This is a genomic window from Tsuneonella flava, from assembly GCF_002870965.1.
Classification (GTDB): domain Bacteria; phylum Pseudomonadota; class Alphaproteobacteria; order Sphingomonadales; family Sphingomonadaceae; genus Tsuneonella; species Tsuneonella flava.
Genome location: NZ_PHSO01000011.1, coordinates 66,521 through 78,255, shown reverse-complemented (window position 1 = coordinate 78,255; position 11,735 = coordinate 66,521). Strand labels below are relative to the sequence as shown.

Here is an 11,735-nt window from a genome sequence, read left to right as displayed (position 1 = left end):
GACCTCAAGGCTTGGTGAAATTCATTTTCTGACAGACAGAGGTTACGAGTAAAATGGCCAAGGAAAAATTCGAGCGGAACAAACCGCACTGCAACATCGGCACCATCGGTCACGTTGACCACGGCAAGACCACGCTGACTGCCGCCATCACCAAGGTGCAGGGCTCCGCGGTTGATTTCGCGAACATCGACAAGGCTCCGGAAGAGCGTGAGCGCGGGATCACCATCTCGACCGCACACGTTGAATACGAAACCGATGCGCGCCACTACGCACACGTCGACTGCCCGGGGCACGCCGACTACGTGAAGAACATGATCACCGGTGCAGCCCAGATGGACGGCGCTATCCTTGTTGTGAACGCTGCTGACGGCCCGATGCCGCAGACCCGCGAGCACATCCTGCTTGCTCGCCAGGTCGGCGTGCCGGCTCTGGTTGTGTACATGAACAAGGTCGATCAGGTTGACGACGAGGAAATCCTCGAACTCGTCGAACTCGAAGTTCGCGAACTGCTGAGCTCGTATGATTTCGACGGCGACAACATTCCGATCATCAAGGGTTCGGCTCTGGCCGCTCTCGAAGGTCGCGATCCGGAAATCGGTGAAAACTCGATCAAGGAACTGATGAAGGCTGTCGACGAATACATCCCGCAGCCCGACCGTCCGGTCGATCAGGCGTTCCTGATGCCGATCGAAGACGTATTCTCGATTTCGGGTCGTGGTACGGTTGTTACCGGTCGTGTTGAAACCGGCGTTGTGAACGTTGGCGACGAAGTTGAAATCGTCGGCATCAAAGACACCAAGAAGACGACCGTTACCGGCGTTGAAATGTTCCGTAAGCTGCTTGATCGCGGTGAAGCTGGCGACAACATCGGCGCGCTGATCCGTGGCGTCGGTCGTGAAGAAGTTGAGCGTGGCCAGGTTCTGGCGAAGCCGGGTTCGGTGAACCCGCACACCGACTTCGAAGCCGAAGTGTACGTGCTCTCGAAAGACGAAGGTGGCCGTCACACGCCGTTCTTCGCTAACTATCGTCCGCAGTTCTACTTCCGCACCACCGACGTGACTGGCGAAGTCGTTCTGCCGGAAGGCACCGAAATGGTGATGCCGGGCGACAACGTTTCGATCGGTGTGAAGCTGATCGCTCCGATCGCGATGGATGAAGGTCTGCGTTTCGCTATCCGCGAAGGTGGCCGTACCGTCGGTTCGGGCGTTGTGGCGAAGATCACGAAGTAATCTTCGCGCGCAAGGCGCACAGGGATTTGGGCCCGCTCCTCGTTTGAGGGGCGGGCCTTTCCTTTTGTGAGGGGCGACACTGTAGTGGCGTTTTCCCGTTTGAGCGTAAGCTGTGAGGTAGATGAAAAAATACGACTAAGCGGGGTTGCAACGAAATCGTGTCGACCGTATAGGCGCGTTCACAGACGGAGATTCGTCGTTTCGATGAGTCCCTGACAACAGAATTCACAGAAGGCCGCCCGTTCCGGGAAACCGGATAAGTCGGGCGGGCTTTTTATTTTTATGAGGGCGCAAGCTCTCTGGCTCTTTCGCATCGGTAAGTGGACATGGAAGCTCAGAATATCCGCATTCGCCTCAAGGCGTTTGATCATCGCGTACTTGACCAGGCGACTGGTGAAATCGCTGATACCGCCCGTCGCACGGGTGCGCTGATTCGAGGCCCCATTCCTCTGCCGACGCGTATTGAGAAGTTCACCGTGAACCGCGGCCCGCACATCGATAAGAAGTCGCGTGAGCAGTTCGAGGTGCGTACTTACAAGCGGCTGCTCGATATCGTGCAGCCTAACGCCCAGACCGTTGATGCGCTGATGAAGCTTGATCTGGCGGCGGGTGTGAACGTGGAAATCAAGCTGGCTTGATTTCTCTGCAAGGCTTCGGCTTTGCGGGTTAAGGGATACCTCCGGCGTGTGCCGGGTAAGCGTCCCCCGTCTCGCTCTCCTGAAAGGGAGGGCAAGTTTCAGCCCGGGCGGGGCGACGTGTGACAATTCGGGCTGGCACGCCTCTCGGGATGGTCCCGACAGGCCTCTGTTAGGAGATTTGGTCATGCGCTCAGGCGTGATCGCAAAGAAAGTCGGGATGACCCGCCTGTTCCAGGAGGACGGCCGCCATGTGCCGGTCACCGTACTGGCGCTGGAAGATTGTCAGGTCGTTTCCCATCGTACCGAAGAGCGTGATGGCTATTTCGCTGTCCAGCTCGGGGCCGGTGCGGCGAAGCAGAAAAACGTCAACAAGCCGCAGCGTGAACATTTCGCCAAGGCTGAAGTGTCTCTCAAGATGCGCGTGGCCGAGTTCCGCGTTGGTAGCGAAGACGGACTGATCCCCGTTGGTTCGCACATCAGTGCAGAGCACTTCATTGCCGGTCAGAAAGTTGACATCACCGGTCACACGCAGGGCAAGGGTTTTGCCGGTGCGATGAAGCGTTGGGGTTTTGGCGGTCTGCGCGCCACCCACGGCGTTTCGCTGTCCCACCGTTCGCATGGTTCTACCGGTAATCGCCAGGATCCGGGCCGTGTTTTCAAGAACAAGAAGATGGCCGGTCACATGGGTGATCGTCAGCGTACCCAGCAGAACCTCGAAGTTGTCCGCACTGATGCCGACCGTGGCCTGATCTTCGTGAAGGGTTCTGTGCCCGGCGCGAAGAATGCATGGTTGTTGGTTCGCGATGCGGTGAAGCTGAAGGCAAGTGACGAGCTGCCGTTCCCCGCTGCAATCCTTGAAAAGAAGTCGTCTGCTCCCGAGCATGATGAGGCTGCAGCTGGTCTGGTTGAGCATGGAGCTGAGCACGAGGTCCACGCCGAAGTGTCGCCAGAGCAGCAGGCTGAGCTTCTGAAGGAGCAGCAGGCTGGCGCCGGTGACGATGTCACTCCGGCAGTTGGCGAAGATAACACGGCCGCAGGCGAAAGCTCTGCGGACGAGAGCAAGGAGTCCTGATCGTGAAGGTCAAGGTCCAGAAAATCGACGGCAAGGCTGCTGGCGACCTCGAGCTCAACGATGCCGTGTTCGGTGTCGAGCCGCGCGAGGATATCCTGCACCGCGTCGTTACATGGCAGCTGTGGAACCGTCGTGCTACGGCGCGTCCGACACGCGAACGCAGCGATGTTGCACGTACTGGCAAGAAGTGGGGTCGCCAGAAAGGCGGCGGCACGGCTCGTCATGGTGACCGCGCTGCGCCGGTGTTTATCGGCGGTGGTAAGGCTCACGGTGCGAAGAAGCGCGATTTCGATATCTCGCTGAACAAGAAGATCCGTGCGCTTGGTTTGAAAATGGCGCTTTCGAGTAAGGTGAAGGGCGGCCTCGTTGTCGTTGACAGCCTTGAGTTGAAAGATGCCAAGACCAAGGCTCTCAAAGGTTACTTCGACAAGAACGGCTGGGCCGGGAAAGTCCTCGTGATCGACGGCGACGCGGTCGATGGCGATTTCAAAAAGGCCGCCGGTAACCTGCCGGGTGTAAACGTTCTGCCCGCGATGGGCGCCAACGTTTACGATATCCTGAAGCACGACACGCTTGTCCTGACCAGGGCTGCGGTCGAAAAGCTGGAGGCGCGCTTCAATGGCTAAAAAGCAAGAAATCGACGCGCGTCACTATGACGTAATCATCGCTCCGCACATCACGGAAAAGGCGACGTTGGCTTCCGAGCACAACGCCGTTGTTTTCAAGGTGGCGAACGACGCGACCAAGCCACAGATCAAGGAGGCTGTTGAAGCTATCTACGATCGCAAGGTCGCTGCGGTGAATACCGTTGTCGTGAAGGGCAAGACCAAGCGCTGGAAGGGCAAGCCCTACAAGCGCTCCGACGTGAAAAAAGCGGTTGTGACCCTGGCTGAAGGCCAGGAATCGATCGACATCACCAGCGGTATCTGAGGCGGATCGGAAGATGGCACTCAAGAACTACAAACCGACCAGCCCGGCCCGTCGCGGCCTGATTCTGGTTGACAAGTCCGGCCTGTGGAAGGGCAAGCCAGTCAAGACACTTACCGAAGGTAAGCGCAAGACCGGCGGTCGTAACAACAAAGGTCATGTTACCAGTCGCGGTATCGCCGGCGGCCATAAGCAGAAGTACCGCTATATCGACTTCAAGCGTCGTAAGTGGGACGTTGCTGGCACCGTCGAGCGGATCGAATACGATCCCAATCGCACCGCATTCATCGCACTGATCAAGTACGATGATGGCGAACTGGCTTACATCATCGCTCCGCAGCGTCTCGCTGTTGGCGATCAGGTGGTTGCCGGGGAAAAGGTCGATACCAAGCCGGGTAATGCGATGTTGCTGGGGCAGATGCCGGTCGGCACTATCTGTCACAATGTCGAGATGAAGCCGGGCAAGGGCGGACAGATCGCCCGGTCTGCCGGTGCATATGTCCAGCTCGTCGGTCGTGACCGCGGTATGGTTATCGTGCGTCTCAACAGTGGTGAGCAGCGCTACCTGCGTGCGGATTGCATGGGCACCGTCGGTGCCGTGTCCAACCCGGACAATCAGAACCAGAACTTCGGCAAGGCCGGTCGTACCCGTTGGAAGGGCCGTCGCCCGCTGACTCGCGGTGTTGCGAAGAACCCGGTCGATCACCCGCACGGTGGTGGTGAAGGCCGGACCTCGGGCGGTCGTCACCCGGTTACGCCTTGGGGCAAGCCGACCAAGGGTGCTCGGACCCGCAAAAACAAGCAGACGGACAAGATGATCATCCGTTCGCGCCACGCCAAGAAGAAGAGGTAAGCGAAAATGGCTCGTTCCGTCTGGAAAGGTCCGTTTGTCGACCTGCACCTGCTGAAGAAGGCAGAAGACGCTCAGGAAAACGGTGCCCGTGGGGCGATCAAGACCTGGTCGCGTCGTAGCACGATCCTTCCGCAGTTCGTCGGCCTGACGTTCAGCGTCTATAATGGCCACAAGTTCATTCCGGTCTCCGTCAACGAAGACATGGTCGGTCACAAGCTTGGTGAATTTGCGCCCACGCGCACATTCCCGGGGCATGCCGCCGACAAGAAGGGCAAGCGCTGATGGGCAAGCAGAAAGCACCCCGCCGCGTCGCCGATAACGAGGCGCTGGCTGTCGGCACCATGATCCGTGGTTCCGCACAGAAGCTCAACCTCGTTGCCGGGCTGATTCGCGGCAAGAAGGCGGAGGATGCACTGAACATCCTTGCCTTCTCTAAGAAGGCAATGGCTAAGGATGCATCGAAAGTGCTCGCCTCGGCTATCGCCAATGCCGAAAACAATCACGATCTCGACGTCGACGCGCTCGTCGTTGCAGAGGCCAGTGTCGGCAAGTCGATCACCATGAAGCGTTTCCACACGCGGGGCCGTGGTAAATCCACGCGCATCCTTAAGCCGTTCAGCCGGCTGCGTATTGTGGTTCGCGAAGCTGAGGAGGCCTGATCCATGGGTCATAAATCCAACCCGATCGGCCTGCGCCTGCAGATCAACCGGACGTGGGACAGCCGCTGGTACGCTGAAGGGCGTGACTATGCGAAGCTGCTCGCTGAAGACATCGAGATCCGCAAGTACATCGTCTCGAACCTGCCGCAGGCCGCGATTTCGAAGGTCGTCATCGAGCGTCCTGCGAAGTTGTGCCGCATCTCGATCTATGCTGCGCGCCCCGGTGTCATCATCGGCAAGAAGGGCGCTGACATCGAGAAGCTGCGTTCTAAGCTGTCGAAGATGACCGAAAGCGAAGTGAAGCTGAACATCGTCGAAATCCGTAAGCCGGAAATCGATGCCAAGCTTGTCGCTCAGGGTATTGCCGACCAGCTGATCCGCCGCGTAGCGTTCCGGAGGGCGATGAAGCGCGCCATGCAGTCCGCCATGCGTCTGGGTGCTGAAGGCATCAAGATCATGTGCGGCGGTCGTCTCGGCGGTGCGGAAATCGCCCGCGTCGAGCAGTATCGCGAAGGTCGTGTGCCGCTGCACACCCTGCGCGCCAATGTCGATTACGCCGAAGCCGAAGCGCTGACAGCGTATGGGATCATCGGTATCAAGGTCTGGATCTTCAAGGGTGAGATTCTCGGCCATGATCCGACCGCGCAGGACCGCCTGATGATGGAGGCACAGACCTCCGGCGTCCGTCCGGCTCGCTGAGATTAGGTAAGAGCAATGCTGCAACCGAAGAAAACTAAGTTCCGCAAGGCCTTCAAAGGTCGGATTAAGGGCGATGCCAAAGGTGGCACCGCGCTGAATTTCGGCTCCTACGGCCTCAAGGCTCTCGAACCTGAGCGCGTTACGGCGCGCCAGATCGAAGCCGCTCGTCGTGCGATCACCCGCCACATCAAGCGTCAGGGACGTTTGTGGATCCGTGTGTTCCCCGATGTTCCGGTGTCCAAGAAGCCTGCTGAAGTCCGTCAGGGTAAAGGCAAGGGTTCGATCGAATACTGGGCTGCTCGTGTGAAGCCGGGTCGCATTCTGTTCGAACTCGATGGCGTTCCCGGCCCGCTGGCTGCCGAAGCGTTTGAGCGTGCAGCGATGAAGCTGCCGATCAAGACCAAGGTTGTTGCCCGTCTGGGCGACCAATCCCATCTGGGAGGCGAATAATGGCCAAAAAGCCCGAAACCGGCTCCGGCAAGGCGGCCGATCTGCGCGCTAAGACAGACGATCAGCTTTCGGAGCAGCTCGTCGAACTCAAGCGTGAGCAGTTCAACCTGCGCTTTCAGGCGGCAACCAACCAGCTTGAACGCCCCGCGCGGATCAAGGAAGTCCGTCGCGATATCGCGCGCATCCACACGCTGCAGGGCGAGCGTTCTCGCGCTGCCGAAGCGAAGTAAGGATAACCAGATATGCCTAAGCGTATCCTGATCGGAACGGTTGTTTCCGACAAGACCGACAAGACCGTGACCGTGCTGGTCGAGCGTAAGGTGAAGCACCCGCTCTACGGCAAGATCATTCGTCGTTCAAAGAAGTACCACGCCCACGATGCGGCGAATGAGTACAAGCCCGGCGACGTGGTGCGTATCGAGGAGACCAAGCCGATCTCCAAGACTAAGACCTGGGCGGTGAAAGATCGCGTGCAGGCCGGTGGAGTTCAGGCAGTCGAAGCTAACCTCGAGGTTGAGGAAGCGGGCAACTGAGCAGGTTTTCCGCTGGCTTTAGGCGGGAAGGGATTTTTAGGAACTGCCGGACTGGTTCCGGCAAGCCGAGCAAGAAGGAACCGGATCGATGATCCAGATGCAATCCACGCTCGACGTCGCAGACAATAGCGGCGCCAAGCGCGTCCAGTGCATCAAGGTACTGGGCGGATCGAAGAGGCGCTTTGCCGGCGTGGGCGACGTTATCGTTGTCTCCGTCAAAGAAGCTGCCCCGCGTACCCGCGTTAAGAAGGGCGACGTTCACCGTGCGGTGATCGTTCGCACGAAGAAGGACGTGCGCCGCCCGGATGGCAGCGTGATCCGTTTTGACAGCAATGCTGCGGTTCTCGTCAACAAGAACGAGGAGCCCATTGGCACCCGTATCTTCGGACCGGTGGTGCGCGAACTGCGTGGCCGCGGGTTTATGAAGATTATTTCGCTCGCTCCGGAGGTGCTGTAATGGCTGCCGCAAAGATCAAGAAGGGCGATAACGTCGTCGTGCTTTCGGGCAAGGACAAGGGCCGTACCGGCACTGTCCAGTCTGTGCATCCGCGCGATGGCAAGGTTGTTGTCGACGGTATCAATGTGATGGCCCGTCACCGCAAGCCGAGCCAGACGAACCCGCAGGGTGGCATCGACCGCATTCCCGCGCCGATGGACATTTCGAAGGTTGCGCTGGCCGATCCCAAGGATGGCAAGCCGACTCGCGTCCGTTTTGAAGTCAAGGACGGCAAGAAGGTTCGCGTCGCCGTAAAATCGGGGGAAACCATCGATGGCTGACAATTACACACCGCGCCTCAAGGCCAAGTATGACGCGGAAATCGCCAAGGCGATGACCGAAAAGTTCGGCTACAAGAACGCGCTCGAAATTCCGCGGCTCGAAAAGATCACGCTCAACATGGGTGTGGGCGAAGCGAGCCAGGATAAGAAGAAGGTCCAGACCGCGGCTGAGGAAATGGCCCTGATCGCCGGGCAGAAGCCTGTGATTACTAAGGCCAAGAAGTCGATCGCGCAGTTCAAGCTGCGTGAAGGCATGCCGATCGGTTGCAAGGTTACCTTGCGTCGTGAACGTATGTTCGAGTTCCTCGACCGTCTGGTGACCATCGCGATGCCTCGCATTCGCGACTTCCGTGGCCTGAACGCGAAGAGCTTTGATGGTCGTGGCAACTATGCCATGGGCCTGAAGGAACAGATCATCTTTCCCGAAATCTCCTACGACAAGATCGAGAAGGTTCGGGGTATGGATATCATCGTAACCACCACGGCGAAGACCGACGAAGAAGCGCGCGAACTGCTGCGCCTGTTCGGTTTCCCGTTCCCGGCTGAGCAGTCGGCAGAGAAGGAAGCGGCGTGAGCCGCCCGTAAGGAAGAGAGCTTAAGTCCATGGCGAAACTGAGTTCCATCAATAAGAATGAGCGTCGCAAGAAGCTCGTGAAGAAATTCGCGAACAAGTACGCGAAGCTGAAGGCGGTTGCCGATGACGAGTCGCTCGATGAATCCGAGCGTCTGATCGCGCGCCTGAAGATGGCTGAAATCCCGCGCAATGCGAACCCGACCCGGGTGCGTAATCGTTGCGCGACCACCGGCCGCCCCCGCGGCTATTACCGCAAGTTCGGCCTTTGTCGGATCGAACTCCGTGATCTTGCCAACAAAGGCATGATTCCGGGCGTGACCAAGTCGAGCTGGTGAGGATCTGACCGATGGCTATGACCGATCCCCTGGGTGATATGCTCACCCGCATCCGCAACGGCCAGCAGGCGAAGAAGGATTCCGTTCTTTCGCCAGCTTCCAAGCTGCGTGCAAACGTTCTCGAAGTGCTTCAGCGCGAAGGCTACATCCGTGGCTACAGCGAAGACGCTTCGGGCAAGCACAAGGCCCTGCGGATTGAACTGAAGTATTTCGAAGGCGAGCCTGCAATTAAGCATGTCGCTCGTGTCTCCAAGCCGGGACGTCGCATTTATTCGGGTAGCCGAGAGCTCCCGACTGTGCGTAATGGCCTTGGCATCACCATCGTCTCGACGCCCAAGGGTGTGCTTTCGGACAACGAAGCACGCGCTCAGAACGTCGGCGGCGAAGTGCTGGCGGAGGTGTTCTGATGAGCCGCATCGGCAAAAAGCCGGTCGCAATCCCGAGTGGCGTTACCGCCAACATCGAGGGCGACACTCTGACCGTGAAGGGGCCCAAGGGCACCCTGTCGCTGGGCCTGAGCGAACTGATCGACTACAAAGTCGAAGGCGGTGAGATTCGTGTCAAGCCGGCCAACGATACCAAGGCCGCACGCTCCTTCTGGGGTATGCAGCGCACGCTGGTGTCTAACCTGGTCGAAGGCGTAACCGAAGGTTTCACCAAAGTTCTGGAAATCAGCGGTGTTGGTTATCGTGCGCAGGCGCAGGGCAAGAAGCTCAAGCTTCAGCTCGGCTTCAGCCACGATGTCGATCTCGATGTGCCGGAAGGCCTCGAAGTAAAGACGCCGGATCAGACCACTGTGGAGATTTCTGGTGTGGACAAGCAGGCCGTTGGCCAGTTTGCCGCCGAAGTTCGCCGCTGGCGCAAGCCCGAACCTTACAAGGGCAAGGGCATCAAGTACCGCGGTGAGTACATCTTCCGCAAGGAAGGGAAGAAGAAGTAAGATGGCAAAGCTTTCCCTCTTCGAACGCCGCCGCCGCCGCGTGCGTACCGCGATCAGGTCCCGTGCCGGTGAACGGCCGCGTCTGTCGGTGCATCGCACCGGCAAACACATCTACGCGCAGATTATCGACGACAAGGCAGGCCGCACTGTGGCCGCCGCGTCGACCCTTGGAGCCAAGGCTTCGGGTGCCAACGTCGATGCTGCCGTGCAGGTGGGTAAGGACATCGCCGCTGCCGCCAAGAAGGCGGGCGTGACTTCCGTCGTGTTCGATCGCGGCGGGTTCCTTTTCCACGGCCGCGTGAAGGCGCTGGCCGATGCCGCTCGCGAAGGCGGGCTGGAGTTCTGATGATGGCTGACGAGAACAACGCAAACACCGAGGATAAGGTCGTGGCGACTGCCGAAACCGAAAACGCGGTGACCAACGAAGCTCCGGCAGTTGCCGATACTCCGTCCGAAGCGGCAGCTAATCAGGACCCGGCTCAGGGTGCCGAAGGGCAGCCGCGTCGTGGACGTGGTGGCCGCGGTGGCCGTGATGGTGGTGGCCGTGGTCGTGGACGTGATGATCGTCGCGGCAACCGTCGCGAGGAAGAAGACGACGGCATCATTGAAAAACTGGTTCATATCAACCGTGTCAGCAAGACGGTGAAGGGCGGTAAGCGCTTCGGTTTCGCCGCTCTCGTTGTGGTTGGTGACGGATCGGGCCGCGTTGGCTTCGGCCACGGTAAGGCCCGCGAAGTGCCGGAAGCGATCACCAAGGCGACTGCTGCGGCGCGCAAGAAGATGATCCGCGTTCCGTTGAAAGAAGGCCGCACGCTGCACCACGATGGCAATGGGCGTTTCGGTGCAGGTAAGGTGACGCTCCGTACGGCTCCTCCCGGTACTGGCATCATTGCCGGTGGTCCGATGCGCGCCGTCTTCGAAAGCCTTGGTGTTGCTGACGTTGTCACCAAGTCGGTTGGCACGTCGAACCCCTACAACATGATCCGCGCTACGTTTGCTGCGCTGCAGGACCAGACTTCTCCGAAGTCTGTCGCTCAGCGTCGCGGCAAAAAAATCGCTGACCTGCTTGGTCGCGGTGGCGCTTCGGAGGCCGAGGCTGAAGCCGACGCCGCCGCGATTGCGGAGTAAGCAGGATGGCTAAAGCAAAAACCATCAAGATCCGTCAGATCGGTTCTCCGATCCGTCGGCCCGAAGCCCAGAAGAAGATTCTGATTGGCCTCGGCCTCGGCAAGATGCACCGTGAAGTGGAAGTGGCTGATACGCCTGAAACCCGCGGTGCCATCGCCAAGCTTCCCCACATGGTGGAAGTCGTCGAGGGTTGACCAATTCGTGAGTCCCCGTAACAGCGCGGGGATCTCCGGTCAGGGTGTTTAGCCTGTGGCCAGAGGCCCCCGCCGTGTGCGGGGGATCACTTTTTTAAAGCGCGAGACAAAGCGAAAGCGAGTGCACACTATGAAACTGAATGACATCCGCGACAACGAAGGCGCCCGTCACCGCAAAATGCGGATCGGCCGGGGCATCGGTTCGGGCAAAGGCAAGACCGGCGGCCGTGGTCAGAAGGGTCAGAAGGCTCGTTCCGGCGTGGCCATCAAGGGCTTCGAAGGCGGTCAGATGCCGCTGCATATGCGCCTGCCGAAGCGTGGCTTTAACAACCCCTTCGGAAAAGATTACGCCGAAGTGAACCTCGGCATGGTCCAGAAGTTCATCGATGCGAAGAAGCTCGATGCATCGAAGGATATCGACCATTCCGCTCTGCAGGCTGCCGGACTGGCGCGCGGCGGTAAGGATGGCGTCCGCCTGCTCGGTAAGGGTGAACTGAAGGCTAAGGCCAAGTTCATTGTCGCCGGAGCCAGTAAGGGTGCGATCGACGCAGTCGAGAAGGCTGGCGGTTCGGTCGAGGTTTTTGCACCGAAGAAAGCTGACGCGAAGGCCGACGCTAAGTAAGAATTGTCGTCCCGGTGCAAGCCGGGGTTGTGGGCATTTTGTCGTCAATCGACCGCCCTTGACCCCAGCTTTCACCGGGATCGTGCATTTTATGGCCCTTGCAGG

22 protein-coding genes are annotated in these 11,735 nt (G+C 59.1%); all 22 read left to right on the top strand.

Annotation, left to right across the window (positions count from 1 at the left end):
- Positions 1-53: 53 nt before the first annotated feature.
- The 22 genes from tuf to rplO all read left to right on the top strand — a co-directional run bounded on the left by tuf (position 54) and on the right by rplO (position 11,630).
- Entirely contained in the window at positions 54-1,229 is a 1,176-nt protein-coding gene (tuf, locus tag CV013_RS14920; RefSeq protein WP_102156491.1) for an elongation factor Tu, read from the top strand.
- 326 nt (positions 1,230-1,555) lie between these two features.
- Entirely contained in the window at positions 1,556-1,867 is a 312-nt protein-coding gene (rpsJ, locus tag CV013_RS14915; RefSeq protein ID WP_034905023.1) for a 30S ribosomal protein S10, read from the top strand.
- A 184-nt stretch (positions 1,868-2,051) separates the two neighbouring features.
- A complete protein-coding gene (rplC, locus tag CV013_RS14910; protein ID WP_102156490.1) occupies positions 2,052-2,939 on the top strand; it encodes a 50S ribosomal protein L3 in 888 nt (295 codons plus the stop codon).
- 2 nt (positions 2,940-2,941) lie between these two features.
- Entirely contained in the window at positions 2,942-3,565 is a 624-nt protein-coding gene (gene rplD, locus CV013_RS14905) for a 50S ribosomal protein L4 (RefSeq protein WP_102156489.1), read from the top strand.
- Positions 3,558-3,869 carry a 50S ribosomal protein L23 gene (locus tag CV013_RS14900; RefSeq protein WP_102156488.1) on the top strand — a complete coding sequence of 104 codons (312 nt, stop codon included), beginning with the start codon at positions 3,558-3,560 and terminating at the stop codon, positions 3,867-3,869. The genes rplD and CV013_RS14900 overlap by 8 nt, the downstream gene beginning before the upstream one ends.
- Positions 3,870-3,882: 13 nt before the next feature.
- Positions 3,883-4,719, top strand: coding sequence for a 50S ribosomal protein L2 (gene rplB, locus CV013_RS14895; RefSeq protein ID WP_102156487.1), 837 nt, complete (start codon positions 3,883-3,885; stop codon positions 4,717-4,719).
- A 6-nt stretch (positions 4,720-4,725) separates the two neighbouring features.
- The gene (gene rpsS, locus CV013_RS14890) at positions 4,726-5,001 is read left to right on the top strand and encodes a 30S ribosomal protein S19 (RefSeq protein WP_102156486.1); all 276 of its coding nucleotides are present in this window, start codon (positions 4,726-4,728) and stop codon (positions 4,999-5,001) included.
- Positions 5,001-5,378 carry a 50S ribosomal protein L22 gene (gene rplV, locus CV013_RS14885; RefSeq protein WP_102156485.1) on the top strand — a complete coding sequence of 126 codons (378 nt, stop codon included), beginning with the start codon at positions 5,001-5,003 and terminating at the stop codon, positions 5,376-5,378. Before rpsS ends, rplV begins: the two co-directional genes overlap by 1 nt.
- 3 nt (positions 5,379-5,381) lie before the next feature.
- Positions 5,382-6,077, top strand: a complete 696-nt coding sequence (rpsC, locus tag CV013_RS14880) for a 30S ribosomal protein S3 (protein WP_102156484.1) — start codon at positions 5,382-5,384, stop codon at positions 6,075-6,077.
- Between the two features lie 15 nt (positions 6,078-6,092).
- Positions 6,093-6,527 carry a 50S ribosomal protein L16 gene (rplP, locus tag CV013_RS14875; RefSeq protein ID WP_102156483.1) on the top strand — a complete coding sequence of 145 codons (435 nt, stop codon included), beginning with the start codon at positions 6,093-6,095 and terminating at the stop codon, positions 6,525-6,527.
- On the top strand, positions 6,527-6,757 hold the full coding sequence (gene rpmC, locus CV013_RS14870; RefSeq protein WP_102156482.1) for a 50S ribosomal protein L29: 231 nt from the start codon (positions 6,527-6,529) through the stop codon (positions 6,755-6,757). Before rplP ends, rpmC begins: the two co-directional genes overlap by 1 nt.
- A 12-nt stretch (positions 6,758-6,769) precedes the next feature.
- Positions 6,770-7,060 carry a 30S ribosomal protein S17 gene (rpsQ, locus tag CV013_RS14865; RefSeq protein ID WP_102156481.1) on the top strand — a complete coding sequence of 97 codons (291 nt, stop codon included), beginning with the start codon at positions 6,770-6,772 and terminating at the stop codon, positions 7,058-7,060.
- 88 nt (positions 7,061-7,148) lie between these two features.
- A complete protein-coding gene (rplN, locus tag CV013_RS14860) occupies positions 7,149-7,517 on the top strand; it encodes a 50S ribosomal protein L14 (protein WP_102156480.1) in 369 nt (122 codons plus the stop codon).
- Entirely contained in the window at positions 7,517-7,837 is a 321-nt protein-coding gene (gene rplX / locus CV013_RS14855) for a 50S ribosomal protein L24 (protein WP_102156479.1), read from the top strand. The genes rplN and rplX overlap by 1 nt, the downstream gene beginning before the upstream one ends.
- The gene (gene rplE, locus CV013_RS14850; RefSeq protein ID WP_102156478.1) at positions 7,830-8,411 is read left to right on the top strand and encodes a 50S ribosomal protein L5; all 582 of its coding nucleotides are present in this window, start codon (positions 7,830-7,832) and stop codon (positions 8,409-8,411) included. The genes rplX and rplE overlap by 8 nt, the downstream gene beginning before the upstream one ends.
- A 29-nt stretch (positions 8,412-8,440) precedes the next feature.
- Entirely contained in the window at positions 8,441-8,746 is a 306-nt protein-coding gene (gene rpsN, locus CV013_RS14845; protein ID WP_102156477.1) for a 30S ribosomal protein S14, read from the top strand.
- Positions 8,747-8,757: 11 nt separating this feature from the next.
- Positions 8,758-9,153, top strand: a complete 396-nt coding sequence (gene rpsH, locus CV013_RS14840) for a 30S ribosomal protein S8 (RefSeq protein ID WP_102156476.1) — start codon at positions 8,758-8,760, stop codon at positions 9,151-9,153.
- A complete protein-coding gene (gene rplF, locus CV013_RS14835; RefSeq protein WP_102156475.1) occupies positions 9,153-9,686 on the top strand; it encodes a 50S ribosomal protein L6 in 534 nt (177 codons plus the stop codon). The genes rpsH and rplF overlap by 1 nt, the downstream gene beginning before the upstream one ends.
- Position 9,687: 1 nt before the next feature.
- Positions 9,688-10,032 carry a 50S ribosomal protein L18 gene (gene rplR, locus CV013_RS14830; RefSeq protein WP_102156474.1) on the top strand — a complete coding sequence of 115 codons (345 nt, stop codon included), beginning with the start codon at positions 9,688-9,690 and terminating at the stop codon, positions 10,030-10,032.
- The gene (gene rpsE / locus CV013_RS14825) at positions 10,032-10,814 is read left to right on the top strand and encodes a 30S ribosomal protein S5 (protein WP_223805383.1); all 783 of its coding nucleotides are present in this window, start codon (positions 10,032-10,034) and stop codon (positions 10,812-10,814) included. Before rplR ends, rpsE begins: the two co-directional genes overlap by 1 nt.
- 5 nt (positions 10,815-10,819) lie before the next feature.
- Complete coding sequence (gene rpmD, locus CV013_RS14820) at positions 10,820-11,008, top strand: 50S ribosomal protein L30 (RefSeq protein WP_102156473.1); 189 nt, start codon at positions 10,820-10,822, stop codon at positions 11,006-11,008.
- A 130-nt stretch (positions 11,009-11,138) separates the two neighbouring features.
- Positions 11,139-11,630, top strand: a complete 492-nt coding sequence (gene rplO / locus CV013_RS14815; RefSeq protein ID WP_102156472.1) for a 50S ribosomal protein L15 — start codon at positions 11,139-11,141, stop codon at positions 11,628-11,630.
- Positions 11,631-11,735 lie beyond the last annotated feature (105 nt).

Bases quoted from the DNA above. Each gene is read 5' to 3' on its own strand.
- tuf (WP_102156491.1), top strand. From the start codon at position 54: ATGGCCAAGGAAAAATTCGAGCGGAACAAACCGCACTGCAACATCGGC.
- rpsJ (WP_034905023.1), top strand. From the start codon at position 1,556: ATGGAAGCTCAGAATATCCGCATTCGCCTCAAGGCGTTTGATCATCGC.
- rplC (WP_102156490.1), top strand. From the start codon at position 2,052: ATGCGCTCAGGCGTGATCGCAAAGAAAGTCGGGATGACCCGCCTGTTC.
- CV013_RS14900 (WP_102156488.1), top strand. From the start codon at position 3,558: ATGGCTAAAAAGCAAGAAATCGACGCGCGTCACTATGACGTAATCATC.
- rplB (WP_102156487.1), top strand. From the start codon at position 3,883: ATGGCACTCAAGAACTACAAACCGACCAGCCCGGCCCGTCGCGGCCTG.
- rpsS (WP_102156486.1), top strand. From the start codon at position 4,726: ATGGCTCGTTCCGTCTGGAAAGGTCCGTTTGTCGACCTGCACCTGCTG.
- rplV (WP_102156485.1), top strand. From the start codon at position 5,001: ATGGGCAAGCAGAAAGCACCCCGCCGCGTCGCCGATAACGAGGCGCTG.
- rpsC (WP_102156484.1), top strand. From the start codon at position 5,382: ATGGGTCATAAATCCAACCCGATCGGCCTGCGCCTGCAGATCAACCGG.
- rplP (WP_102156483.1), top strand. From the start codon at position 6,093: ATGCTGCAACCGAAGAAAACTAAGTTCCGCAAGGCCTTCAAAGGTCGG.
- rpmC (WP_102156482.1), top strand. From the start codon at position 6,527: ATGGCCAAAAAGCCCGAAACCGGCTCCGGCAAGGCGGCCGATCTGCGC.
- rpsQ (WP_102156481.1), top strand. From the start codon at position 6,770: ATGCCTAAGCGTATCCTGATCGGAACGGTTGTTTCCGACAAGACCGAC.
- rplN (WP_102156480.1), top strand. From the start codon at position 7,149: ATGATCCAGATGCAATCCACGCTCGACGTCGCAGACAATAGCGGCGCC.
- rplX (WP_102156479.1), top strand. From the start codon at position 7,517: ATGGCTGCCGCAAAGATCAAGAAGGGCGATAACGTCGTCGTGCTTTCG.
- rplE (WP_102156478.1), top strand. From the start codon at position 7,830: ATGGCTGACAATTACACACCGCGCCTCAAGGCCAAGTATGACGCGGAA.
- rpsN (WP_102156477.1), top strand. From the start codon at position 8,441: ATGGCGAAACTGAGTTCCATCAATAAGAATGAGCGTCGCAAGAAGCTC.
- rpsH (WP_102156476.1), top strand. From the start codon at position 8,758: ATGGCTATGACCGATCCCCTGGGTGATATGCTCACCCGCATCCGCAAC.
- rplF (WP_102156475.1), top strand. From the start codon at position 9,153: ATGAGCCGCATCGGCAAAAAGCCGGTCGCAATCCCGAGTGGCGTTACC.
- rplR (WP_102156474.1), top strand. From the start codon at position 9,688: ATGGCAAAGCTTTCCCTCTTCGAACGCCGCCGCCGCCGCGTGCGTACC.
- rpsE (WP_223805383.1), top strand. From the start codon at position 10,032: ATGATGGCTGACGAGAACAACGCAAACACCGAGGATAAGGTCGTGGCG.
- rpmD (WP_102156473.1), top strand. From the start codon at position 10,820: ATGGCTAAAGCAAAAACCATCAAGATCCGTCAGATCGGTTCTCCGATC.
- rplO (WP_102156472.1), top strand. From the start codon at position 11,139: ATGAAACTGAATGACATCCGCGACAACGAAGGCGCCCGTCACCGCAAA.